Annotated in this window: 20 protein-coding genes; 9 read left to right on the top strand and 11 right to left on the bottom strand. The window is 70.5% G+C overall.

The genetic code is table 11. The annotated features are described in order from the left end of the window. Window positions 1–129: 129 nt before the first annotated feature. The gene (locus tag ACIQJT_RS13530; RefSeq protein ID WP_365451614.1) at window positions 130–684 is read right to left on the bottom strand and encodes a methylated-DNA--[protein]-cysteine S-methyltransferase; all 555 of its coding nucleotides are present in this window, start codon (window positions 682–684) and stop codon (window positions 130–132) included. A 56-nt stretch (window positions 685–740) separates the two neighbouring features. Beyond that, the gene (locus ACIQJT_RS13525) at window positions 741–1610 is read right to left on the bottom strand and encodes a glycerophosphodiester phosphodiesterase (protein ID WP_402642958.1); all 870 of its coding nucleotides are present in this window, start codon (window positions 1608–1610) and stop codon (window positions 741–743) included. A 280-nt stretch (window positions 1611–1890) separates the two neighbouring features. Between ACIQJT_RS13525 and ACIQJT_RS13520 the strand changes: the two genes are divergently transcribed. From ACIQJT_RS13520 to ACIQJT_RS13490, 7 genes are all read left to right on the top strand, one after another. Beyond that, window positions 1891–2760 (top strand): MHYT domain-containing protein, encoded by an 870-nt coding sequence (locus ACIQJT_RS13520; protein ID WP_402642956.1) that lies wholly within the window; start codon window positions 1891–1893, stop codon window positions 2758–2760. 500 nt (window positions 2761–3260) lie between these two features. Continuing rightward, on the top strand, window positions 3261–5396 hold the full coding sequence (uvrB, locus tag ACIQJT_RS13515; protein ID WP_402642953.1) for an excinuclease ABC subunit UvrB: 2136 nt from the start codon (window positions 3261–3263) through the stop codon (window positions 5394–5396). A 130-nt stretch (window positions 5397–5526) separates the two neighbouring features. Then, window positions 5527–6105, top strand: a complete 579-nt coding sequence (locus ACIQJT_RS13510; protein ID WP_053853069.1) for a TerD family protein — start codon at window positions 5527–5529, stop codon at window positions 6103–6105. Window positions 6106–6157: 52 nt separating this feature from the next. Then, window positions 6158–8254, top strand: a complete 2097-nt coding sequence (locus ACIQJT_RS13505; protein ID WP_402642950.1) for a TerD family protein — start codon at window positions 6158–6160, stop codon at window positions 8252–8254. 227 nt (window positions 8255–8481) lie between these two features. Next, the gene (locus ACIQJT_RS13500; protein ID WP_365451624.1) at window positions 8482–9483 is read left to right on the top strand and encodes a TerC family protein; all 1002 of its coding nucleotides are present in this window, start codon (window positions 8482–8484) and stop codon (window positions 9481–9483) included. A 130-nt stretch (window positions 9484–9613) separates the two neighbouring features. Beyond that, window positions 9614–9916, top strand: coding sequence for a hypothetical protein (locus ACIQJT_RS13495; protein WP_402642947.1), 303 nt, complete (start codon window positions 9614–9616; stop codon window positions 9914–9916). Between the two features lie 10 nt (window positions 9917–9926). Continuing rightward, on the top strand, window positions 9927–11051 hold the full coding sequence (locus tag ACIQJT_RS13490; RefSeq protein WP_402642944.1) for a calcium:proton antiporter: 1125 nt from the start codon (window positions 9927–9929) through the stop codon (window positions 11049–11051). On the opposite strand, the gene ACIQJT_RS13485 is transcribed toward ACIQJT_RS13490, so the two are convergent. Then, entirely contained in the window at window positions 11041–12327 is a 1287-nt protein-coding gene (locus ACIQJT_RS13485; protein WP_402642942.1) for an MFS transporter, read from the bottom strand. The two genes, ACIQJT_RS13490 and ACIQJT_RS13485, sit on opposite strands and share 11 nt — an antisense overlap. Before the next feature lie 95 nt (window positions 12328–12422). Beyond that, on the bottom strand, window positions 12423–13469 hold the full coding sequence (locus ACIQJT_RS13480; RefSeq protein WP_402642938.1) for a S66 peptidase family protein: 1047 nt from the start codon (window positions 13467–13469) through the stop codon (window positions 12423–12425). Between the two features lie 83 nt (window positions 13470–13552). Here ACIQJT_RS13480 and aroQ point away from each other — a divergent pair, with 83 nt between their 5' ends. After that, on the top strand, window positions 13553–14026 hold the full coding sequence (aroQ, locus tag ACIQJT_RS13475) for a type II 3-dehydroquinate dehydratase (protein ID WP_365451631.1): 474 nt from the start codon (window positions 13553–13555) through the stop codon (window positions 14024–14026). A gap of 44 nt (window positions 14027–14070) precedes the next feature. On the opposite strand, the gene ACIQJT_RS13470 is transcribed toward aroQ, so the two are convergent. The 5 genes from ACIQJT_RS13470 to ACIQJT_RS13450 form a co-directional block, all read right to left on the bottom strand. Beyond that, window positions 14071–14829, bottom strand: a complete 759-nt coding sequence (locus ACIQJT_RS13470) for an amino acid ABC transporter ATP-binding protein (RefSeq protein ID WP_402642935.1) — start codon at window positions 14827–14829, stop codon at window positions 14071–14073. Continuing rightward, complete coding sequence (locus ACIQJT_RS13465) at window positions 14826–15716, bottom strand: amino acid ABC transporter permease (protein ID WP_365451635.1); 891 nt, start codon at window positions 15714–15716, stop codon at window positions 14826–14828. The genes ACIQJT_RS13470 and ACIQJT_RS13465 overlap by 4 nt, the downstream gene beginning before the upstream one ends. Further along, complete coding sequence (locus ACIQJT_RS13460; RefSeq protein WP_365451637.1) at window positions 15713–16597, bottom strand: ABC transporter substrate-binding protein; 885 nt, start codon at window positions 16595–16597, stop codon at window positions 15713–15715. Before ACIQJT_RS13460 ends, ACIQJT_RS13465 begins: the two co-directional genes overlap by 4 nt. Window positions 16598–16887: 290 nt before the next feature. Further along, on the bottom strand, window positions 16888–17544 hold the full coding sequence (locus tag ACIQJT_RS13455; RefSeq protein ID WP_402642931.1) for an MBL fold metallo-hydrolase: 657 nt from the start codon (window positions 17542–17544) through the stop codon (window positions 16888–16890). A gap of 9 nt (window positions 17545–17553) precedes the next feature. Then, window positions 17554–18240, bottom strand: coding sequence for a maleylpyruvate isomerase family mycothiol-dependent enzyme (locus ACIQJT_RS13450; protein ID WP_402642928.1), 687 nt, complete (start codon window positions 18238–18240; stop codon window positions 17554–17556). Window positions 18241–18468: 228 nt separating this feature from the next. On the opposite strand from ACIQJT_RS13450, the gene uvrA reads away from it, so the two are divergent. Then, a complete protein-coding gene (gene uvrA / locus ACIQJT_RS13445) occupies window positions 18469–21507 on the top strand; it encodes an excinuclease ABC subunit UvrA (RefSeq protein WP_402642925.1) in 3039 nt (1012 codons plus the stop codon). A gap of 63 nt (window positions 21508–21570) precedes the next feature. Here the strand turns inward: uvrA and ACIQJT_RS13440 are convergent, their stop codons facing one another. Together ACIQJT_RS13440 and ACIQJT_RS13435 are read right to left on the bottom strand one after the other, a co-directional pair. Continuing rightward, the gene (locus ACIQJT_RS13440; protein ID WP_402642922.1) at window positions 21571–22482 is read right to left on the bottom strand and encodes a carbohydrate kinase; all 912 of its coding nucleotides are present in this window, start codon (window positions 22480–22482) and stop codon (window positions 21571–21573) included. 62 nt (window positions 22483–22544) lie between these two features. Further along, a complete protein-coding gene (locus tag ACIQJT_RS13435; RefSeq protein WP_402642919.1) occupies window positions 22545–23657 on the bottom strand; it encodes a LacI family DNA-binding transcriptional regulator in 1113 nt (370 codons plus the stop codon). Window positions 23658–23769: the final 112 nt, after the last annotated feature.

Below are 23769 nucleotides of genomic sequence, written 5' to 3'. Positions count from 1 at the left end.
CGGCCGTACGCGTTCAGCGCCCCGTGCGGGTCGGGCATGTGCTTGCGGCTCGCCCCGGTCGATCACCGTCGCTTCGGACCGCCTCGGGGCGCCGGACGGGACCGCCTCGGAAACGCGGACGGGACCGCCTCAGAACAGCGGCTCGGGCAGCACACCCTCCAGCGCGAGCAGTCGCCGCTTGGTCTCCAGACCGCCGCCGAAGCCCCCGATGCCGCCGTCGCTCTCGACGACCCGGTGGCAGGGCACGACGACCGGCAGCGGGTTGGAGCCCATGGCCATCCCGACGGCCTGTGCGGCACCCGGCTGGCCGACCCGCCCGGCCAGCTCGCCGTACCCCACGACCTGGCCGAACCGCACGCCGGACGCCAGCTCGCGCAGCACCTGCCGGTTGAAGCCGGAGATCAGCGACCAGTCCAGGGGCAGCTCGAAATCGTGCCGCTCGCCCGCGAAATAGGCCTCGACCTGGCGTATCGCCTCGGCCAGGAGCGGTGAGCCGGGCGCCTCGACGGGCTCGGTGCCCAGCCGGGACGCGAGCCGCTCCAGTGCCTTGTCGCGGACCGGGTCGGTGGCGTGGAAGACCACGTTGACCAGACCCTCGTCGGTCGCGGCCAGCAGCAGCGGGCCGATCTCCGTGCCGACGACGGCCCACACGAGCCGCTGCTCGTCCTGCCCATGGCTGTTCATGCCACCACCGTACGATCCGGCACTGACAACATCCGCTGACCTGCACGAACGGCCCGCTAGCCGGACAGTGCGTCCCGCACCACGTCCGGCTTGTCGGTGATGATGCCGTCGACGCCGTACCCGGCGACCCTGCGCGCGGCCTCCACGGTGTTGACGGTCCATGTTGAGACCTCCAGCGGTTTGCCGTGCGGACCGGTGAAGGCGTGGACGGCGGAGACATAGGCCGTGGAGACGGTGGTGTACGACGGGTTGATCTGGTCCACGAAGGGCGCGTATGTGTGCAGGTCCGCCACGGACGGCGTGCCGAGGAAACCGGTCCTCACCGCGGGCTCGAGGTCGTGGACGGTCCGCAGACTGGCCGCGCTGAAACTCTGCACGACCAGCCGGCCCCGGTGCTTCCGGTCGAGCCACCCCTCGTTGGCCAGAAGCTTGAGGGTCTCCCGCTCGATGCCCGGGTACAGCTCCGGGTTCTTGAGTTCGAGGAGCAGTTTCTGATGGTGGAGATCGATGCGGTGCACATACTGCTCCAGCGTCGGCACGCGCGCGCCCGCGTAGGCGGCACCGAACCAGCTGCCCGCGTCAAGCCGGGCGATCTCGGCGGCCGTGAAGTCCTTCACCTTCCAGGGTGCCCGCCCGGGGAAGACCTGCTCCACGTCGGTGGTGCGCTGGAGGCTGTCGTCGTGGAGGACGACGAGTTCGCCGTCCTTGGTGCGCTGGACGTCGTTCTCGACCCAGACGGCGCCGAGCCTGGCGGCCTTGTCGACCGCGGCCAGGGTGTTCTCGGGGGCGTGGGCGGAACCGCCCCGGTGGGCGATGACCGTGGGGGGTGTGCCGTCCTCGACGGCCCGGACGTCGGTGGCGGGAAGCAGGAGGGCGGCGGTCCCCAGGAGCGCGGTGGTCAGGGCGGCTGCGGCGCGCGCGTGCATACGTACTCCTCGCGTCGGGCGATCACGTACAGCACAACTCTGACAGCACTGGGTCAACGGCAACGGGGTACAGAATGGACACATCCTGAACGGGCGTGTCCCGAGACCGCTCACTGGTGCCGCACAACTGGGGCAAGGGCGTGTTTCTTTGCCGGAAAATCGTTCGACCATTCCGGTGGCAGTCATACTCTCTGCCTCGGCCCTGACCGTTCGGTCAGCGCTGGGAAGGGGCACTTTTCAGGGAATTCCAGGACGTAAGAGGGCGGAAGGGCAGCCGCACATGCAAGGCACGGTCGACGGATTCAGCTACGGACTCGTCACACCGCTGGTGGCCTACCTCATGGCCTGTCTCGGCGGTGCCCTCGGCCTGCGTTGCACCACCAGATCCATGCTGGTCAGCAGATCCTGGCGACCCGGCTGGCTGGCTCTCGGCTCGACCGCGATCGGCTCCGGCATCTGGACCATGCACTTCGTCGCCATGATGGGGTTCAAGGTCGAGCAGGCGCCGATCCACTACGACAGGTCCATCACGTTCGCGAGCCTTGCCGTCGCCATCGTCATGGTGGGCATCGGGGTCTTCATCGTCGGATACCGGGGCGCGACCGGCACCCCCCTGATGACCGGCGGTGCCGTCACCGGGCTCGGCATCGCCTCGATGCACTACATGGGTATGGCCGGCATGCGCCTGAACGGGCAACTGGAGTACAACACGGTCACCGTCGCCATCTCCGTGGTCATAGCCGTCGTCGCCGCCACCGCAGCCCTGTGGGCCGCCGGGCAGGTCAGGGGATTCCTGTGGAGCGTGGGCGCCAGCCTCGTCATGGGTCTCGCTGTCACGGGCATGCACTACACCGGCATGGCCGCCCTCAGTGTCCATCTGCACAACACGTCCGCGCCGGTCTCCGGTGACTCGCCCGCGTCCCTGCTCGCGCCGATGATGATCGGCCCGCTGGCCTTCCTGCTGCTCGCGGGTGTCGTCGTGATGTTCGATCCGCTGATGGTCATGGGCAAGCCCGTGTGGTCCCCCACCGAGAACAAGCCCGGCGTCCCCGCCCGCGAGGTGGTCCACCACCCCCCGGCCCGCCGCCCGTCGCTCCGCCCCCACCGCAACACCCACCACCACGACTCCCGCACTCCCCAGAACCGCTGACCCCCAGTACCGCTGCCCTCCCGGGACGACCGCCCCCTCTCGCAGCCTGGCCCACCGCTTGCCCTGCCTCTGCCGGCACCCACCGGCCTTGCCTCGTTGCCAGGCCGACAGGCTGCCGCGGCCCCCCGGCCCCGCCCGGCCCGTAAGCCGCCGGCTTCGGCGTGCGCCGCTGTGCATCCCCCAGCTCCGCCCGCCGCCGTTCCGCTCCGCCCGCGCATCGCTCCTGCCGCAGCGGACCGCCCGCCCGACGCCACGTACAGGACCGTCAGCGCGACCGGGGCACCCCCGCGAGCTGGAACAACACCGGCGCCATCAGCGAGTCATCGCCCAGGACGTACACCGCGATCCGCGCCCCGAAGTTGCCCCCTTCGCGGTCCGTCGACTCCGCCGGGCCCGGCCCCAGCCCTGAGCCCCCCGCCCCCAGTCCCCACCCCCCCCCGCCATCGCCCCGAACCCCTGATCCGACCGCGTTGTCAGTGGGGAGTCGTACCGTGGACTCCATGCGGCCCGTTTCCCACATCGAACGTACGGTGGCGCCCTTCGAGGTCGTCAGCCCCTACCAGCCCAGCGGCGACCAGCCCGCGGCGATCGCCGAGCTGGCCAAGCGCATCGAGGCAGGTGAGAAGGACGTCGTCCTGCTCGGCGCGACCGGCACCGGAAAGTCCGCCACCACCGCGTGGATGATCGAGAAGCTCCAGCGCCCCACCCTCGTCATGGCCCCGAACAAGACGCTGGCCGCCCAGCTCGCGAACGAGTTCCGGGAGCTGCTGCCGAACAACGCCGTCGAGTACTTCGTCTCGTACTACGACTACTACCAGCCCGAGGCCTACGTCCCGCAGTCGGACACCTACATCGAGAAGGACTCCTCGATCAACGAGGAGGTCGAGCGGCTGCGCCACTCCGCGACCAACTCACTGCTCACCCGCCGCGACGTCGTCGTGGTCGCCTCCGTCTCCTGCATCTATGGCCTCGGTACCCCCCAGGAGTACGTGGACCGCATGGTCCCCCTCAGGGTCGGCGACGAGATCGACCGCGACCAGCTCCTGCGCCGCTTCGTGGACATCCAGTACACGCGCAACGACCTGGCCTTCAGCCGGGGCACCTTCCGCGTCCGCGGCGACACCATCGAGATCTTCCCGGTCTACGAGGAGCTCGCCGTCCGTATCGAGATGTTCGGCGACGAGATCGAGGCCCTCTCGACGCTCCACCCGCTCACCGGCGAGATCATCAGCGACGACGAACAGCTCTACGTCTTCCCTGCCTCCCACTACGTCGCGGGCCCCGAGCGCATGGAGCGGGCCGTCAACGACATCGAGAAGGAGCTCGGGGAGCGCCTGGCCGAACTGGAGAAGCAGGGCAAGCTCCTGGAGGCCCAGCGCCTGAGGATGCGCACCACCTACGACCTGGAGATGCTCCGCCAGATCGGCTCCTGCTCCGGCGTGGAGAACTACTCGATGCACTTCGACGGCCGCCTGCCCGGCTCCCCGCCGAACACCCTGCTGGACTACTTCCCGGACGACTTCCTGCTCGTCATCGACGAGTCGCACGTCACCGTGCCCCAGATCGGCGCGATGTACGAGGGCGACGCCTCCCGCAAGCGCACCCTCGTCGACCACGGCTTCCGCCTCCCGTCCGCCCTGGACAACCGCCCCTTGAAGTGGGAGGAGTTCACGGAGCGCATCGGCCAGACCGTCTACCTGTCGGCCACGCCCGGCAAGTACGAGCTCTCGCGCGGGAACGGCTTCGTCGAGCAGATCATCCGCCCCACCGGCCTGGTCGACCCCGAGGTCGTCGTCAAGCCCACCGAGGGCCAGATCGACGACCTCGTGCACGAGATCCGCACCCGCACCGAGAAGGACGAGCGTGTCCTGGTCACCACGCTCACCAAGAAGATGGCCGAGGACCTCACCGACTACTTCCTGGAGCTCGGCATCCAGGTCCGCTATCTCCACAGCGACGTCGACACCCTGCGCCGCGTGGAGCTGCTGCGCGAGCTGCGCTCCGGCGAGTTCGACGTCCTGGTCGGCATCAACCTCCTCCGGGAGGGCCTCGACCTGCCCGAGGTCTCCCTGGTCGCGATCCTCGACGCCGACAAGGAGGGCTTCCTGCGCTCCGGCACCTCCCTGATCCAGACCATCGGCCGTGCCGCGCGCAATGTCTCCGGCCAGGTCCACATGTACGCCGACAAGATCACCCCGGCGATGGAGAAGGCCATCGAGGAGACCAACCGCCGCCGGGAGAAGCAGGTCGCGTACAACAAGGAGCGGGGCATCGACCCCCAGCCGCTGCGCAAGAAGATCAACGACATCGTCGCGCAGATCGCCCGCGAGGACGTGGACACCGAGCAGCTGCTCGGCTCCGGCTACCGCAAGAGCAAGGACGGCAAACCGGCCAAGGCCCCCGTGCCCGCCCTCGGCGGCAAGGCGGCCGGCACCAAGGCCGCCAAGGGCAGGGCCAAGGAGACCGTCCCGACCGACCGTCCCGCCGCCGAACTCGCCGAGCAGATCGAGGAGATGACGGCCCGCATGCGTGCCGCCGCCGCGGACCTCCAGTTCGAGATCGCGGCCCGGCTGCGCGACGAGGTCTCCGAGATGAAGAAGGAGCTGAGGCAGATGAAGGAGGCGGGCCTGGCCTGAGCGCAACGCGGTGTGTTGCAAGACCGACACAAAGTGCGCTTCGGGGTGCGTCACCGTCAGCGGCCCTGCGTAGGGTTCTGGACAACCGCGGGGGCCGCGGCAACAGGGGACAGTGAGAGGGGTTCGGCGCGTGACCGTCAACATGACCAAGGGTCAGGCCATCAGTCTGCAGAAGAACGACGGAGGCAGCCTGACCGCGGTGCGCATGGGCCTCGGCTGGCAGGCGGCTCCCCGGCGCGGCCTGTTCGGCTCGCGCACGCGGGAGGTCGACCTGGACGCCTCCGCCGTCCTGTTCGCGGACAAGCAGCCCGTCGACGTCGTCTTCTTCCGCCACCTGGTGAGCGACGACGGTTCGGTCAAGCACACCGGTGACAACCTGGTCGGCGGCGTCGGCCAGGGCGGGGACGACGAGGCGATCCTCGTCGACCTCTCCCGCGTCCCGGTCCACATCGACCAGATCGTCTTCACCGTGAACTCCTTCACGGGCCAGACCTTCCAGGAGGTGCAGAACGCCTTCTGCCGGCTGGTCGACGAGACCAACGGCGACGAGCTCGCCCGCTACACGCTCGCAGGCGGCGGCGCCTACACCGCCCAGATCATGGCGAAGGTGCACCGGGCGGGTTCGGGGTGGAGCATGACGGCCCTCGGCACCCCGGCCAACGGCCGCACCTTCCAGGACCTGATGCCGGCGATCCTGCCGCACCTGTAACCGGCCCGCCGAGCGGCATCCGACCGACACCACGACACGGGGGGAGAAGGCGATGACGGCGGAGCTGGTGCGGGGGCAGAACCACCCGCTCTCCCAGGCCCGACTCGAGATCCGGATCGCGGCCGGCACGCCGGTCGTGGCCGGAGCCACGCTCGGCGACGAGCAGGGCCGGGTGCACGGCGTCGAATGGGTGCTGCACCCGGGCGCGCCCACCCTGCCGGGGCTGGAGGTCTCCCGGCAGGCGGCCGCCGACCACCGCCTCGCGGTCGACCTCGGCGCGGTGCCCGAGGCCGTCCACCGGGTCCATGTGCTGCTCGCCCTGCCCGCGGCGGGCGGCCCCGTGCGCTTCGGTGCCGTCGCCGCCCCCTTCGTCGCGGTCACCGGCCTGGACGGCACCGAGCTCGCCAGCTACACCCTCACCGGCCTGGACGCCGAGTCGGCGGTCGTCGCGCTGGAGCTCTACCGTCACCAGGGCGCCTGGAAGGTACGCGCCGTGGGGCAGGGCTACGCCGGCGGCCTCGCCGAACTCCTCGCCGACCAGGGACTTCCCCAGGCCCAGCAGCTCGCCCACGACATCCACGAGGCCGTGGCCCGGGGTCTGGCCCGCGCGGTGCCGATGCCACCTCCGCTCACGGCGGACGGCGACCGCACCCGGCAGACGGCCACCCCGGCGCCGGCCCCCGACCAGGGAGCACCCGCGGCCCAGGGCGGCCCCGGCGCCGTACCACCGCAGTCACCGCCCCCGAGCAGTGGCAGTACGCAGCCGCTGTCGCCGTTCGGCACACAGCCCCCGAGCGGCGGTCCGGTGCCCGGCACACCGCAGCCCGCCTCCCCCTACGGTGCTCAGGGCACCCCGGCGGCAGGCGCGCCGCAGCAGGGAGCTGCCCCGGGCCCCGCGGACACCACCGCCCAGCAGCCAGGCGTGGGTGGCCCGATCGACTACAGCCACCCCCGACGGCAGACCACCGCCCCGCCGCCGCCCCCGCCCGTCGCACCGCCCGCCCAGCCGGGGCAGCCCGCGCAGCCCGTCGCCGGTGACGCCACCGGCTGGTCCATGGAGGAGCGCCTCTACAACCAGGTGTGGGGCATGTTCGAGGACCTGGCCCGCTCCACGGCCGCTTACCGCAGTGCCGTGGACTTCGCGGACTCGCGCATGGAGAAGGAGCTGGACGCGGCCCTCGCCGACCCGCGCAGCCGGATCGGCGGGCAGGGCGACGCCGCACGGGAGGCGGCCCGCGCCAAGCACGCCCAGCTCGTCGAACAGGCCCGCGCGGCCTACGACCGGGATCTCGGCCAGCTCACCGCCGAGTCGGACGTGGTCGAACCCGCCCTGCCACCGGCGTACGCCCGCTGGGACAACCCGGTCTGGCACGGCTACCGGGTGCCGTTCGAGGTGCCCATGGCCGTGCGCCTGGGCGACCTGCATCTGCCCGAGTGCGCCGAACTGCGCATCCCGATGCTCGTCCGGCTGCCCCTGGAGCGCGGACTGTGGATCGACAGCGGGGCCGCCGGATCCCTCGACGGCTCGTTCCTCGACTCCCACGAACTGCACCGCCTCGCCATGGACACGGCCGTGGCGCTCGCGGCCCGCCTCCTCGCCGTCCACCCGGCCGGGGACTACACCCTGCACGTCATCGACCCGGCAGGCTCGGGATCGCAGGCGCTCGCCCCGCTGGTGTGGTCCGGCGTGCTCGCCGCCCCGCCCGCCGTCGGCGCCGCCGGCGTGACGGACGTCCTGGCCCGGCTCACCGAGCGCGTCGACCTCGTGCAGATGGCGGTGCGCGGCGGCGCGGCCGACGCCCTCCCGCCCGGCCTCGACACCGCCGAGCAGCTCCTGATCGTCAACGACTTCCCGCACGGTTTCGACGACCGTGCCGTGACCCGGCTCCGCTACCTCGCGGACGAGGGTCCGTCCGTCGGCGTCCACCTGATGATGGTCGCGGACCGTGAGCAGGCCTCCGGGTACGGCCCGCTCCTCGACCCCCTGTGGCGCTCGCTCATGCGGCTGACGCCGGTGCCCGACGACCACCTCGCCGACCCCTGGGTCGGCCATGCCTGGACCTACGAACCGCCGCTCCCGCCCCCCGGCAGCCAGGTGCTCCAGCAGGTCCTGAACCAGGTCGCCGAGGCTCGTACCAAGTACACGTAAAGCCTGCCCCACCAGGGATTTTGACCTCTCTTTTGCCAATTGCTTTACCTTTCCTTGGTGATTGGGGTACGGTTGGTGGCACGGAGGGGAGTACTCCCTGTCGACTGCGGCGTACCCGTCAATACGGATCAGGCCTGATCCCGGGGCGTCGGCCCACCGTGGGTGGAAGAGACCTCCGGCAGCGCGACGACGCTGGTTACTTGCCGTTACGTATTGCCGGAGGAACTGTGGATGTTTCCATGACCCTGTGGGTCCTGACGATCGTGGGCCTCGCCGCCCTCATCGCGGTCGACTTCTTCATCGGCCGCAAGCCGCACGACGTGTCGATCAAGGAAGCCGGTATCTGGACGGTCGTCTGGATCGCCCTGGCCGGTCTCTTCGGTCTCGGTCTGATGCTCTTCGCCGGCGGTCAGCCCGCCGGTGAGTTCTTCGCGGGCTTCATCACCGAGAAGTCCCTGAGCGTGGACAACCTCTTCGTCTTCGTCCTGATCATGGCGAAGTTCGCGGTGCCCTCGCAGTACCAGCAGCGGGTCCTTCTCGTCGGCGTCCTCATAGCCCTGGTGCTCCGCGCGATCTTCATCGCGGCCGGTGCCGCGATCATCGCCAGCTTCTCCTGGGTGTTCTACATCTTCGGCGCCTTCCTGATCTGGACCGCCTGGAAGCTCATCCAGGAGGCCCGGGCGGACGAGGAGGACGAGGAGTTCGAGGAGAACAAGCTCCTCAAGGCCGCCGAGCGCAGGTTCGGCGTGGCCGACCGCTACCACGGCACCAAGCTGTGGATCGTGGAGAACGGCAAGCGGGTCATGACGCCGATGCTGGTCGTCATGCTCGCGATCGGCTCCACCGACGTGCTGTTCGCCCTCGACTCGATCCCCGCGATCTTCGGCCTGACCCAGGACCCGTACATCGTCTTCACCGCCAACGCGTTCGCCCTGATGGGCCTGCGCCAGCTCTACTTCCTCATCGGCGGTCTGCTGAAGAAGCTGGTCCACCTCAGCTACGGCCTGTCGATCATCCTGGGCTTCATCGGTGTCAAGCTGGTGCTGCACGCCCTGCACGAGTCCGGGGTGCACGTCCCCGAGATCAGCATCCCGGTCTCGCTCGGCGTGATCTGCTCGGTCCTGATCGTGACCACCGTCACCAGCCTGATGGCCTCCAGGAAGCAGGCTGAGGCCGAGGCGGCGCAGGCGAGGAGCGAAGGCACTCCGAAGGACAGCATCGAAGCCTGACCGCGGCCGACGTAGGAAGAACCACCACCGGGAGCGGCGCGCGGCGAATTGCCCGGTACCGCTCCCGGTGCTTGTTTTGTTCCAGAGCGCGTTCCCCGGCCCGGGGGCGCCGCGGCCGGCTGGAGACACCATGAAGTTCGTGCAGATCATCGGCTTCGAGACCGAGCGCCTGGACGAGATGCGGCAGCTGATGGAGGAGGCCGGACAGCGCAGCGCGGGCGGGACGGGCGGCCCGACCCACCGCATGCTCCTGAAGGACCGGGACAGGCCCAACCACTATCTGGCCCTGATCGAGTTCGACTCGTACGACGAGGCCATGCGCAACAGCGACGCCCCCGAGACCGGCAGACTCGCGGAGCAGCTGGGTGCGCTGACCATCGGCGACCGTGTCTACACCAACTGCGACGTCCTGGAATCCGGTGCGATCGAATAGTCCCGGCGCAATGCGCGGCCCGCGCGCCGCGGCGACGATCGCTCGGCTCAGGTCGCTCACCACGAGCTGGACGTCCGTCGTGCCGGTGCTCGCGGTCGTCCTGCTGGCCTTCACCTGGGGCCGCGACCTGCCCGGGGCGGTCGTCGTGCTGGTCACCCTGGTACTCGCCGGGGCCGTACTGGCCGCGGTGCACCACGCCGAGGTGGTCGCCCACCGGGTCGGCGAACCGTTCGGCTCGCTCGTCCTCGCCGTCGCCGTCACGATCATCGAGGTGGCCCTGATCGTCACCCTGATGGTGGACGGCGGCGACAAGAGCGCGACCCTGGCCAGGGACACGGTCTTCGCGGCCGTGATGATCACCTGCAACGGCATCGTCGGCATCTGCCTGCTCGTGGCCTCACTGCGGCACGGCACCGCCGTCTTCAACCCCGAGGGCACCGGCGCCGCCCTCGCCACGGTCGCCACCCTGGCGACGCTGAGCCTGGTGCTGCCGACGTTCACGACGAGCAAACCCGGCCCGGAGTTCTCCGCCACCCAGCTCACCTTCGCCGCGCTGTCCTCGCTGATCCTGTACGGGCTGTTCGTGGCGACCCAGACCGTACGGCACCGCGACTACTTCCTCCCGATCACCCGCCAGGGCGAGGTGATCACCGTCGACGACCATGCGCACGCGCCCACCGCCCACGCCGCGCTGATCAGCCTGGGCCTGCTGGGCCTGGCCCTGATCGGGGTGGTCGGACTGGCCAAGGGCGTCTCGCCCACCATCGAGTCCGGGGTGGCCAAGGCAGGCCTGCCGCATGCCGTCGTCGGCGTGATCATCGCCCTGCTGGTGCTGCTCCCGGAGACCATCGCCGCACTGCGCTCCGCGCGCCGCGACCGTGTGCAGACCAGCCTCAATCTCGCCCTCGGCTCCGCCATGGCGAGCATCGGCCTGACCATCCCTGCGGTCGCCCTCGCCTCCGTCTGGCTCTCCGGCCCGCTCGTCCTCGGCCTCGGCGCCACCCACATGGTGCTGCTGGCCCTGACGGTGGTGGTCAGCTCCCTGACGGTGGTTCCCGGCCGGGCCACACCGCTCCAGGGCGGTGTCCACCTGGTGGTGTTCGCCGCCTACCTGGAACTGGCGATCAACCCGTGACGGGCCGGTCCAGAGCGGGCTCCGCGCCGGCCACCGGCACCGGCCGCGTCTCGGGCAGCAACGCGAAACACCCCAGGCTGAGCAGCGCGATCCCGGTCAGATACGCGCCCACACCCCACGGCACCCGCCCGCCGTGCTCCACCAGAGCGGTCGCCACGATCGGCGTGAGCGCACCCCCGACCACCCCGCCGAGGTTGTAGCCGACCGCGGCTCCCGTGCAGCGCACCCGCGGCTCGTACAGCTCGGGCAAATAGGCGGCGATCACCGCGAACATGGTGATGAACGAGATCATCGCGCCCAGGAAGCCGAGGAACATCCACAGCGGCTCCCCGATCGCCAGCAGCGCCACCATCGGGAACATCCACAGCGCGGCCGCCGCACATCCCGCGAGACACAGCGGCCGCCGCCCGTACCGGTCCCCGAGCAGCGCCGCCACCGGTGTGAGCGCGCCCTTCACCAGCACCGCGGCCATGATGCAGGTCAGCATGACGGTACGGCTCACCCCGAGCCGCTCGGTCCCGTAGGCGAGGGACCATGTCGTCACGGCGTAGAAGATCGCGTACCCGACCGCGAGCGCGCCTGCCGTCAGCAGGACGAGCCTCCCGTGCTCGCGCACCACCACGGCGAGCGGCACGCGCGCGTGGTCGTCGATCTCCAGGAATCCGGGGCTCTCCGGGAGCGCCGAGCGCAGCCACAGCCCGACCGCCGCCAGCACCCCGGCCGCCCAGAACGGCACCCGCCAGCCCCACGCGGCGAACTGCGCCTCGGACAGCGAGGCCGACAGCGCCAGCACCACCCCGTTGGCGAGCAGAAAGCCCAGCGCGGGCCCCACCTGCGGGAAGCTCGTCCACAGCCCGCGCCGTTCGGCCGGCGCGTGCTCCGCGGTCAGCAGCACGGCCCCGCCCCACTCCCCGCCCAGCCCGAGTCCCTGCAGGAAGCGCAGCACCAGGAGCAGCAGCGGGGCGGCCGCACCGATCGTGTCGTACGTCGGCACGCACCCGACCGCGACCGTGGCGGCGCCGGTGAGCAGCAGCGAGGCCACGAGGACCGGCCGCCGCCCGTGCCGGTCACCGATGTGCCCGAACAGCACCGAGCCGAGCGGCCGCGCGACGAACCCCACCCCGAAGGTCCCGAACGCGGCCAGCGTCCCCGCGACCGACGAGAAGGTCGGGAAGAACAGCGGCCCCAGGATCAGCGCCGCGGCCGTCCCGTAGACGAAGAAGTCGTAGAACTCGATGGCCGTCCCGGCGAGCGAGGCGGCCGCGAGCCGCGGCATGGAGGGCGTCCTCACGGTGCGTACGTCGTGCATGTCGCGTCAACTACCCACAGTGATCGCGGGTTACGGGGGCGTGCGGGCGCGCACGGGAGTGATCAGTACGTGACGGTGATGCGCCGGGCGGGACCGTCGACACGGACGAGACCGCCGTAGGGGATGACGAGTTGGGGATCGGTGTGTCCGAAGTCCACATCGAAGACGATGGTGGTGTTGGGGGCATATACGTTCATGGCGCGCAGGACGGCCTCGCGCTGGTCGGCGGAGTAACGATCCGCCTCCTCGGGGCTGTGGGGGCGCTCGAAGGACCACGTCTTGGGTCGGCCCCACAGCAGTGCGGAGAAGCGCTGGAGCAGTCCGCGCTCGCCCATGTTCCGCAGGGTGCGGAAGACCTCGACGTCGCTCGGCATCTCCTCCGAGGTCTCCAGGAGCAGCACCCCGCCGTCGTACACGCTCGGGTCGCGCGCGATCTCGCGGTCGGCCATCAGCAGCCAGCCCAGGATCTCCAGGCAGCCGCCCCAACTGCGGCCCTCCACCACCTGGTCGGCGTTCACCCAGGTCCAGCCGTTGCCGGGGCGGGTCTCCGGTTCGGTGTCGAAAGTGGCGGGGTCCGCCCAGTCGCGGTCGACGTCCCGCCAGCGGGCGGCGGGCGCGAGGTCGTAGGCGCCGGAGGTGAACAGGGCCGCCCGCAGCGAGTCGGCGGTCAGCGCGCTCATGGCCACCGGCCGCCCCAGCGCGGTCATCACGGTCGCGCCGTGGTAACCCACGATCCCGGTGTTGTACAGGTGGGCGAGCAGGTTCGTGTTGTCGCTCATCCCGAAGAACGGCTTCGGGTTCGCCCGGATCAACTCCCGGTCCAGGTACGGCAGCACGGTGATCTGGTCGTCACCGCCGATGGACGCCATGACCGCCCTGACGCTCGGGTCGGCGAACGCGGCGTGGATGTCGTCGGCGCGCTGCTGGGGCGTCGAGCCCATCCTGCGGGTCGAGGGATACTCCACCGGCTCCAGCCTGTACTCCGCGCGGAGCCGCTCGAGTCCCAGCTCGTAGGGGCGCGGGAAGAGCCCCGGCAGACCGGCACCGGGGGAGATGACGGCTATGCGGTCGCCGGGTAAGGGCTTGGGCGGGTAGGAGATCGTCGTCATGCCCGGAGGGTACGGGCCGCACTGTGCGCGGCGCACCGTGATAAACCGAGTCCGAGCAGCCCTCTTCACCGACCGGAGGAACCGTGCCCCGCACCCTGGCCAACGCCCCGATCATGATCCTCAACGGCCCCAACCTGAACCTGCTCGGGCAGCGGCAGCCGGAGATCTACGGCAGGGACACCCTCGCCGACGTCGAGGCGCTGTGCGCCAAGGCGGCCGCCGCGCACGGCGGCACGGTGGACTTCCGGCAGTCCAACCACGAGGGCGAACTGGTCGACTGGATCCACGAGGCGCGGCTGAACCACTGCGGGATCGTCATCAACCCCGGCGCCTACTCGCACACCTCGGTCGCGATCCTGGACGCCCTCAACACCTGTGACGGGCTGCCGGTGCTGGAAGTGCACATCTCCAACATCCACCAGCGCGAGTCCTTCCGGCACCACTCCTACGTCTCGCTGCGCGCGGACGGGGTCATCGCGGGCTGCGGGGTGCAGGGGTACGTGTTCGGTGTGGAGCGTGTCGCGGCGCTGGCGGGACCGGCCCGGGCCGAGGCGTAGCGCGGTAACAGACGCTCGCAATGGCGGGCGCCCCTTACACCCGTCTACAGCCGGCCCGCCTCCACGATCCGCCGCAGGAAGCGCCGGGTCCGCTCCCGTTGCGGGTCGCCGAAGATCTGCTCGGCGGTCCCGCGCTCCAGCACCACACCTCCGTCCAGGAAACAGACCTGGTCGGCGACCTCCCGCGCGAAGCCCATCTCGTGCGTGGCGAGCACCATGGTCATACCGTCGCCCTTCAGGTCCCGCACGACGTTCAGCACCTCGCCCACCAGCTCCGGATCGAGGGCCGCGGTGATCTCGTCGAGCAGCAGCAGACGGGGACGTACGGCGAGGGCCCGCACGATCGCCACCCGCTGCTGCTGACCGCCGCTGAGCCGGTCCGGGTACTCGCCGGCCTTCCCGCCGAGCCCGAGCCGCTCCAGCAGCTCACGGGCGTGCTCCTCGGCCTCCGCGCGGGCCACGCCGTGCACCCGGCGCGGGGCGAGCGTGATGTTCTCCAGCACGGTCATGTGCGGGAAGAGGTTGTACGCCTGGAAGACCACGCCGATACGGCGCCGTACCGCGTCCTGGTCGACGCGCGGGTCGGTGATCTCCTCGCCGTCCAGCCAGATGGCGCCGTCGTCGATCTCCTCCAGGAGGTTGGCGCAGCGCAGCAGCGTCGACTTGCCGGACCCCGAGGCGCCGATCAGCGCGGTCACCGTGTGCGGTGCGACCTCCAGGTCGACGTCCCGCAGCACGATCGAGCCGCCGAAGGTCTTGCGGACGGACTCCATCCGCAGCACAGGTCCGTCTGCGTCGCTCATGCGATTCCTCCCTGGGCCCGCCGGCGGTCCATCCGAGCCGTCACCCAGTCCGTGAAGCGGGTCATCGGGATGGTCAGCGCCACGAACACCAGGCCCGCGACGATGTACGGCGTGTAGTTGAGGCTCCGGCCGACGATGATGTCGGCGGCCCGTACGGCGTCGATCGCGCCCCCGATCGACACCAGACCGGTGTCCTTCTGGAGGGACACGAGGTCGTTCAGCAGGGGCGGCACCTGGCGGCGCACCGCCTGCGGCAGCACCACGTACCGCAGCGCCTGCCGGTTGGAGAGGCCGAGCGAGCGGGCCGCGGCGCGCTGCGAGGGGTGCACGGACTCGATGCCGGCGCGGAACACCTCGGCCACGTACGCCGAGTACGTCAGCGTGAGCGCCGTGCCGCCCAGCCACACCGGGTCGACCGTCACGCCCTGGAGCCGCAGCGCCGGCACGCCGAGGACGACGATCATGAGGTTGATGATGAGCGGGAGGCCGCGGAAGAAGTCCGTGTAGGCGGCGGCCAGGACGCGCAGCGGGAAGAACACCGGGCCGCGCAGTGTGCGGGCGATGGCGATGAGCATCCCGAGGACCAGGACGGCCGCGCCGCAGACGAACAGCAGCCGGACGTTCAGCCAGAGCCCTTCGAGGACCTTCGGGAACGCCTCGCGCGCGTACTGCCCGCTGAAGAACGTCTCCTTGGTGCGCGGCCAGCCGGGCGCGTTGACGACGACCAGGTAGAGGACGACGGCGGTGACCAGGGTCGAGACGGCGGCGATCGCCGTGGCGCGGCGGGAGCGGGCCCGCTTGAGAGCCTCCCGCTCGATCCGCCGCTGCGACGGCGCGTACGAGTCGCCCGCGTCCTCCGGGCCGGCCTCGTCCTTGGTGAGCGTCACTTGAGGACCGGGGCGTCGACGGCGTCCGACAGCCACTGCTGCTCCAGCTTGCCGAGCGTGCCGTCCTTGCGCAGGGCGTCCACGGCGGCCGTCACGCAGGACGTGAGCGCGCTGCCCTTGTCGAGCACGAGCCCGAACTGCTCCGGTGTGCCGCCCTGGTTCTCGAACTGTCCGACGATCGTGCCGTCCGTGACCTCGGCCGCGGTGATGTAGAAGGCGGTGGGCAGGTCGACGACGATCGCGTCCACCTGCTTGTTCTCCAGGGCGGACTTGGCCTGGTCGTTCTTGGCGTACGCGGCCGCCTCCCGCGTCGGCTTCACCACGTCCTGGATGTAGTTCAGGCTCGTCGTGCCGACCTGGGCGCCCAGCTTGAGGCCCTTCAGGTCCGCGATGCTCGTCGCTTTGGCGGCCTTGGTGCCCTTGAGCGCGATGACGGCCTGGCGCACGTCGTAGTAGCCGGACGAGAAGTCCACGGCCTTCTTGCGCTCGGCGCTGATCGACACCTGGTTGATGTCGAAGTCGAAGGTCTTCTCTCCGGGGGCGAAAGCCTTGTTGAAGGGGACGCTCTGCCAGACCACGGCGCTCTTGTCATAGCCGAGCTGCTTCGCCACGGCGTACGCGACCGCGGACTCGAAGCCCTTGCCGTTCGCGGGCTTGTCGTCCTTGAACCAGGGCTCGTAGGCCGGTTCGTCGGTCGCGATCGTCAGCTTGCCGGAGGTCTTGGTGGCCAGCTCGCCCTTGGCACAGGTGGTTCCGGTGGACCCCGAGGCCTTGGCGTTCGCGTCGTCGTCGGACTGCGGAGCACAGCCGACAGCGGTGGCGAGAAGGGCTATCGATGCCGCGGCGACGGCGCGGCGCAGAGCGCGAGGGGCAGGGTGCATGGCGGGAGAGTGGCAGTCCACTGTCCCGTTTGTCGAGGTCACGACGGCAATCGTCCGCATATTGGGAACGGGTGTTGCATTCCTGTGAACAGTTTTCGGACAGGTTGCCGGGGCCGCCGGTCGAGGGCGGGGATGAAAGACCGGCGGCCCGTACCGCGCAGGAGCCGTCATCCTGTGCGGGGCTGCTCCCAGTTGACTGCGCAACCGAGTGCGCCGGGAGCGCGTGCGTGACACCGGCGCGTGCGAAGAGTTCACACGGGGCGCGCAATGTCTCTTGCGCGCCCCGTAGTTCACCACCCCCGAGCGCGCCACTCCGGCAGCTGCGGCCGCTCCGCGCCCAGCGTCGTGTCGTTGCCGTGCCCCGGATACACCCAGGTCTCGTCCGGCAGTACGTCGAAGATCTTCGTCTCGACGTCATGGATCAGACTGGCGAACGCCTCAGGGTTCTTGCGGGTGTTGCCCACACCTCCCGGGAACAGGCAGTCCCCGGTGAACACATGGGGATGCCCGTGCGGGTCGTCGTAGACGAGGGCGATCGAGCCCGGCGTGTGGCCGACCAGGCGGCGTGCGGTCAACTCGACCTGGCCGACGCGGATGACGTCGCCGTCGTCGACCAGGACGTCGGTGGGCACGGGGATGCCCTCGGCGTCGTCCCGGCCGGCGTACGTACGCGCGCGCGTGGCCGCGACGACCGCCTCGAGTGCCTGCCAGTGGTCGCCGTGCCGGTGCGTGGTGACGACGGACGCGATGCCGTCGTCACCGATCATGCCCAGCAGGGTGTCCGCCTCGTTGGCGGCGTCGATCAGCAGTTGCTCGTCGGTGGCCCGGCAGCGCAGCAGATAGGCGTTGTTGTCCATCGGGCCGACCGCGATCTTGGTGATCATCAGGTCCTTGAGCTCGTGCACGTCGGCGGCGCCGCCGACCGTCACCTGTCCGCTGTACGTCATGGCGGCAGCCTATAGCGGGGGCAGTGAGGGGAGGGCGCCGCCGTGGACCGTCAGTGCCGAGCCGTCGCGGCGGCCGGCGAGCCAGCCGAGCAGGTCGGCCCGGGGGCCGGTGACGACGAGCACGGGCTCCCCGGCGCCGCCCGTCGGGATCCGGCGGCCGTCGTCCTCCTCGATCACGAGCGCGGGCACGTCGGGAAGGCCCCGGAACCGCTCCGTCAGGAAGTCGATCTCGCGCCGCGTGAAGTCCTCGGGAAGGTCCTCCAGCTCGTACCCGATCCCGAGGTCCACGTGGTGCAGCTCCACCTCGACCCACCGCCGGAACGGCACCCGGGACGCGGAGTCGGTGACTCCGTTGCGCAGCTCGACCGTGCGCGACCAGTCGGCCGGTTCGGCCCCGGCCTTCTGGAAGCGGGCGGCGCTCTCGCGGAGGTCGGCGAGCTGGACGTCGAGGGGGCGCGGGGCGTCGCGCTCGATGTCGGCGTCGCGCGCTTCCGCGGAGGGGTACATGGGCCGGCCCTCCAGGACGTTCACCAGGGCGTCGGCGTTGCGGGAGAGGTGCGCGAGGACGTGGCCGCGGCTCCAGCCCGGCAGCCGTGACGACTCGGTCACGTCCGCGTTGTCCATCCCGGCGGCTGCGGTCAGCAGCCGCTCGGTCGCACCCCGTACAGACTCCAGGTCATGAGCGTGATCAATCATGCTGCTGACCCTAGTGCCGCCACACCTTCGGGTGAAGGTGGTGAAGGAGTGCCGTAAATCGAATGCGCGTGCTATATGGTCGGGTGCGGCGTCGGGCATGCTGGAAGGCCGGGGATTGTTACGCAACCGGGAATCCGACCGGCGTTGTCAGTGGCTCCCCCTAGTCTGAGAAAGCACGGGGGCCCCGCCCCTGTCACTCCTCTCAAGCCAAGAAAGGTGCGGACCGGCGTGGCCGACCGTCTCATCGTCCGTGGCGCGCGCGAGCACAACCTGAAGAACGTCTCGCTCGACCTGCCTCGCGACTCGCTCATCGTCTTCACGGGCCTGTCCGGGTCGGGCAAGTCCTCCCTGGCCTTCGACACCATCTTCGCCGAGGGCCAGCGGCGCTACGTGGAGTCGCTCTCCTCGTACGCCCGCCAGTTCCTCGGCCAGATGGACAAGCCCGACGTCGACTTCATCGAGGGCCTGTCGCCCGCGGTCTCCATCGACCAGAAGTCGACCTCGCGCAACCCGCGCTCGACGGTCGGCACCATCACCGAGGTCTACGACTACCTGCGTCTGCTCTTCGCGCGCATTGGCAAGCCGCACTGCCCCGAGTGCGGCCGCCCGATCTCGCGCCAGTCGCCGCAGGCCATCGTCGACCGGGTCCTGGAGCTGCCGGAGGGGAGCCGCTTCCAGGTGCTGTCGCCGCTGGTGCGGGAGCGCAAGGGAGAGTTCGTCGATCTCTTCGCCGACCTCCAGACCAAGGGCTACAGCCGCGCGCGCGTGGACGGCGAGACCGTCCAGCTCTCCAACCCGCCCACGCTGAAGAAGCAGGAGAAGCACACCATCGAGGTGGTCATCGACCGCCTCACGGTGAAGGACTCCGCCAAGCGCCGGCTCACCGACTCCGTGGAGACCGCCCTCGGGCTGTCCGGCGGCATGGTCGTGCTCGACTTCGTCGACCTGCCCGAGGACGACCCCGAGCGCGAGCGGATGTTCTCGGAGCACCTGTACTGCCCGTACGACGACCTGTCCTTCGAGGAGCTGGAGCCCCGGTCCTTCTCCTTCAACTCGCCCTTCGGCGCGTGCCCCGAGTGCACCGGCATCGGCACCCGTATGGAGGTCGACCCGGAGCTGATCGTCCCCGACGAGGACAAGTCCCTCGACGAGGGCGCCATCCACCCCTGGTCGCACGGGCACACCAAGGACTACTTCGGACGGCTGATCGGCGCCCTCGCGGACGCGCTCGGGTTCCGCACGGACATCCCCTTCGCGGGACTGCCGCAGCGCGCCAAGAAGGCCCTGCTCTACGGCCACAAGACGCAGATCGAGGTCCGCTACCGCAACCGGTACGGCCGCGAGCGGGTCTACACCACCCCGTTCGAAGGGGCCGTCCCCTTCGTCAAGCGCCGGCACAGCGAGTCCGAGAGCGACGCCAGCCGCGAGCGCTTCGAGGGCTACATGCGCGAGGTGCCCTGTCCCACCTGCGAGGGCACCCGGCTCAAGCCGCTCGTCCTCGCGGTCACGGTCATGGGCAAGTCGATCGCCGAGGTCTCCGGCATGTCCATCAGCGACTGCGCGGACTTCCTGGGCGAGCTGAAGCTCAGCGCCCGTGACAAGAAGATCGCCGAGCGCGTCCTCAAGGAGGTCAACGAGCGGCTGAAGTTCCTGGTCGACGTCGGCCTGGACTACCTCTCGCTGAACCGCGCGGCCGGCACCCTGTCCGGCGGCGAGGCCCAGCGCATCCGCCTGGCCACCCAGATCGGCTCCGGACTCGTCGGCGTCCTGTACGTCCTCGACGAGCCGTCCATCGGCCTGCACCAGCGCGACAACCACCGGCTGATCGAGACCCTGGTCCGGCTGCGCGACATGGGCAACACGCTCATCGTCGTCGAGCACGACGAGGACACCATCAAGGTCGCCGACTGGATCGTCGACATCGGCCCCGGCGCGGGCGAGCACGGCGGCAAGGTCGTGCACAGCGGCTCCCTGAAGGAGCTGCTCGCCAACGCCGAGTCGGAGACGGGCCAGTACCTGTCGGGCAGGAAGGCCATCCCGCTGCCCGACATCCGCCGGCCCCTCGACCCGTCCCGGCAGCTCACGGTGCACGGGGCCCGTGAGAACAACCTCCAGGACATCGACGTGTCCTTCCCGCTGGGTGTGTTCACCGCGGTCACCGGTGTCTCGGGCTCCGGCAAGTCGACCCTGGTCAACGACATCCTGTACACGCACCTGGCGCGCGAGCTCAACGGCGCGAGGAGCGTCCCGGGCCGGCACACGCGCGTGGACGGCGACGACCTCGTCGACAAGGTCGTGCACGTCGACCAGTCGCCCATCGGCCGCACCCCGCGGTCGAACCCGGCGACCTACACCGGCGTCTTCGACCACGTCCGCAAGCTGTTCGCCGAGACCACCGAGGCGAAGGTCCGCGGCTACATGCCCGGCCGCTTCTCCTTCAACGTCAAGGGCGGCCGCTGCGAGAACTGCGCGGGCGACGGCACCATCAAGATCGAAATGAACTTCCTCCCGGACGTCTACGTCCCGTGCGAGGTCTGCCACGGCGCCCGCTACAACCGGGAGACCCTGGAGGTCCACTACAAGGGCAAGTCCATCGCCGACGTCCTGAACATGCCGATCGAGGAGGCGACGGAGTTCTTCGACGCCGTCCCCGCGATCGCCCGCCACCTCAACACCCTCAAGGACGTCGGCCTCGGCTACGTCCGCCTCGGCCAGGCCGCCACCACCCTGTCCGGTGGTGAGGCCCAGCGCGTGAAGCTCGCCAGCGAGCTCCAGAAGCGGTCCACCGGCCGTACGGTCTACGTCCTCGACGAGCCGACCACCGGTCTGCACTTCGAGGACATCAGCAAGCTGCTGAAGGTCCTGTCCGGCCTGGTCGACAAGGGCAACACCGTCATCGTCATCGAGCACAACCTCGACGTGATCAAGACGGCCGACTGGATCATCGACATGGGCCCCGAGGGCGGCGCGGGCGGCGGACTTGTCGTCGCCGAGGGCACCCCGGAGGAGGTCGCCGGAGTTCCGGCGAGCCACACCGGCAAGTTCCTCAGGGAGATCCTCGGTGCCGACCGGATCAGCGACGGGACCTCGGTGAAGGCCCCGCGCAAGGCACCGGCCAGGAAGACGGCCGCGGCGAAGAAGACGGTCGCGGCCAAGTCGACGGCGAGGAAGACGGCGACGGCCAGGACGACGGCGGCGAAGAAGGCCGCCGGAGCCACCGAGAAGGCCACTGGCGCCAAGAAGACGGCCCGGGCCCGCAAGGCCTGAGCCGGACAGACGGAGCGAGCGGTGTCCCGCGGGGCACCGCTCGCTCCGTCACCAGCCCCGCCCCTACAGTTCGCCCAGTTCGGACGCGTACGGCGGCTGCGCCCCGGAGCGTGAGCAGGTGATCGCCGCCGCGCGCGCCGCGAACCTCAGCAGCCGGGTCCAGTCCTCGGCGCCCAGATCCGCGAGCGCCTCCGGGGACAGCGCGTCGAGGCCGGCCAGGCCGTGCAGCAGGGCCGCGTTCACGGTGTCGCCCGCGCCGATCGTGTCCACGACGTCGACCTTCTCGCCCGGCACCGGCAGCACCGTCCCGTCCCGGGTGAACACGGTCAGCCCGTCACCGCCGTGGGTGACCACGACGGCCGCGGGCCCCGCGGCGAGCCATTCCTGCGGGGTGCCGCCCAGCCACAGCGCGTCCTCCTCGGAGAGCTTGAGCAGTGACACCGACGGCAGCCAGTTCTTGAACCGGGCCCGGTAGGCGTCCGCGTCGGTGATCAGCCCGGCCCGGATGTTCGGGTCGAGCGCGGTGAACACACCCTGTGCGGCCGCGGTCCGCATCAGCTCCTCGTAGGCGCTCGCGCCCGGTTCCAGGACGAGCGAACAGGTGCCGAAGGACACCGCCCGCGTGCCGGCGGGGAGTCGGGCGGGGGCGGCGAACAGGCGGTCGGCGGTGCCGTCGACGTAGAAGGAGTAGGCGGCCGAGCCGGTGGTGTCGATCGTGGCGACGGCCAGGGTGGTGGGTTCGCTGCCGCGCTGCACGGCGGACACGTCCACCCCCGCCTCCCGGAGGCCGTCGAGCAGGGCCTCGCCGAAGGCGTCCAGAGAGGTGCGGGAGCAGAAGGCGGTGGGGGAGCCGAGCCGGCCGAGGGCCACGGCGGTGTTGTAGGGGCCGCCGCCGAGCGCCGGCTTGAGAGCCGCGAGGGCACCGGTGCCCTGCGGGACCAGATCGATCAGGGCCTCACCGGCGACGACGATCACGAAACGGGTCCTTTCTGGAACTGCGACGGCAGGGAGGGCTGAGCGTGCGTGGGCTGAGGAGGTCAAGGGCGTCGGGAGGCATCGGCGAGCGGGCCAGCCCGACGGGACCGCGAGGTCCCCGCCGCCCCCTCCCCGGAGTCGGGGCAGCCGCACGACGAGCGGTGCACGAACGTGCAGTCGAGGCGCACGGTCCGGGCGGGCCGGTCCGGCTCGTCGAGGCGTTCCAGGAGGACCCGGACCGCCTGGGCGCCGATCTCCCTGCTGGGCTGGGCGATCGCGGTGAGCCGGGGCGAGAACAGATCGGCCCAGGCGAAGTCGTCGAAGCAGCACAGGGCCAGGTCGTCCGGTACGGAGAGACCGTGCGCGCGCAGAGCCCGCAGGGTGCCGATGGTCATCGCGTTGTTGGCGGTGACGAGGGCGGTGGGTGGGGTGTCCAGGGCGAGCAGGGCGGCCGTGGCCCGTTCGGCCCCGGCCGACGCGGAGTCGCCGTGGACGAGCAGGTCGTCGTCGTGGGGGAGGCGGGCGGCGGTGAGGCCCTGCCGGTATCCGGCGATCCGTTCGGCGGTGGTGCTCAGCCCGGGCAGGCCGGCCACCAGGCCGATGCGCCGGTGGCCGAGTCCGGCGAGATGGGTGACCAGCCGGGCCATCGGCTCGGTGTTCTCGGCACAGACCTGGTCGAAGCGCCGGAGGCCGTTCTCCGGGACACCGCCCACCCCGCCGCCCGAACCGTCGATCACCCGGTCCAGGAACACCGTCGGTACCTGGTGGCGGCCGAGGTAGGAGAGCAGCTCGCGCGGGTCCGGCGAGGGCGCGACGATCATGCCGTCCACCCGCCTCTCGTGCAGGAGCTGGACGACCTTGTGCTCGTGGTCGGGGTCGTCGTGCGGATCGGCGATGAGCAGGCTGTAGCCGTGTTCCAGCGCGCCCGCCTCGACGCCCTGGAGGATCTCGGTGAAGTACGGGTTGCTGATCGCCGACACCGCGAGCCCGATGGAACGGGTGCGGGAGGTCACCAGCGAACGGGCCAGGGTGTTGGGCGTGTAACCGAGCTCGTCGACGGCGTCCAGCACCGCCTGGCGGGTGTGGGGCAGGACCGGGCGGGTGCCGTTGAGGACGTGCGAGACGGTCGCCACGGACACTCCCGCACTGCGGGCCACGTCGGCCATGGTCGGCACGGTCTCCCCTTCCGGAACGGCGTGCGGGGCACCCGGACGTCGAGGGCCCACGGCCGGGAAGGTATCCCATCCGGCGGCTCGCGTAAACGCTTGCGCAAACGTTTACGTGCCG

The sequence above is a fragment of the Streptomyces sp. NPDC091972 genome (assembly GCF_044756385.1).
Classification (GTDB): domain Bacteria; phylum Actinomycetota; class Actinomycetes; order Streptomycetales; family Streptomycetaceae; genus Streptomyces.
The sequence above is the reverse complement of the archived record's forward strand: the minus strand, read 5'-3'. Positions and strand labels throughout refer to the sequence as shown.

Coding starts and splice junctions, on each gene's coding strand:
- ACIQJT_RS13530 (WP_365451614.1), bottom strand. CDS start 684: ATGAACAGCCATGGGCAGGACGAGCAGCGGCTCGTGTGGGCCGTCGTC.
- ACIQJT_RS13525 (WP_402642958.1), bottom strand. CDS start 1,610: ATGCACGCGCGCGCCGCAGCCGCCCTGACCACCGCGCTCCTGGGGACC.
- ACIQJT_RS13520 (WP_402642956.1), top strand. CDS start 1,891: ATGCAAGGCACGGTCGACGGATTCAGCTACGGACTCGTCACACCGCTG.
- uvrB (WP_402642953.1), top strand. CDS start 3,261: ATGCGGCCCGTTTCCCACATCGAACGTACGGTGGCGCCCTTCGAGGTC.
- ACIQJT_RS13505 (WP_402642950.1), top strand. CDS start 6,158: ATGACGGCGGAGCTGGTGCGGGGGCAGAACCACCCGCTCTCCCAGGCC.
- ACIQJT_RS13495 (WP_402642947.1), top strand. CDS start 9,614: ATGAAGTTCGTGCAGATCATCGGCTTCGAGACCGAGCGCCTGGACGAG.
- ACIQJT_RS13490 (WP_402642944.1), top strand. CDS start 9,927: ATGCGCGGCCCGCGCGCCGCGGCGACGATCGCTCGGCTCAGGTCGCTC.
- ACIQJT_RS13485 (WP_402642942.1), bottom strand. CDS start 12,327: ATGCCGCGGCTCGCGGCCGCCTCGCTCGCCGGGACGGCCATCGAGTTC.
- ACIQJT_RS13480 (WP_402642938.1), bottom strand. CDS start 13,469: ATGACGACGATCTCCTACCCGCCCAAGCCCTTACCCGGCGACCGCATA.
- ACIQJT_RS13470 (WP_402642935.1), bottom strand. CDS start 14,829: ATGAGCGACGCAGACGGACCTGTGCTGCGGATGGAGTCCGTCCGCAAG.
- ACIQJT_RS13460 (WP_365451637.1), bottom strand. CDS start 16,597: ATGCACCCTGCCCCTCGCGCTCTGCGCCGCGCCGTCGCCGCGGCATCG.
- ACIQJT_RS13455 (WP_402642931.1), bottom strand. CDS start 17,544: ATGACGTACAGCGGACAGGTGACGGTCGGCGGCGCCGCCGACGTGCAC.
- ACIQJT_RS13450 (WP_402642928.1), bottom strand. CDS start 18,240: ATGATTGATCACGCTCATGACCTGGAGTCTGTACGGGGTGCGACCGAG.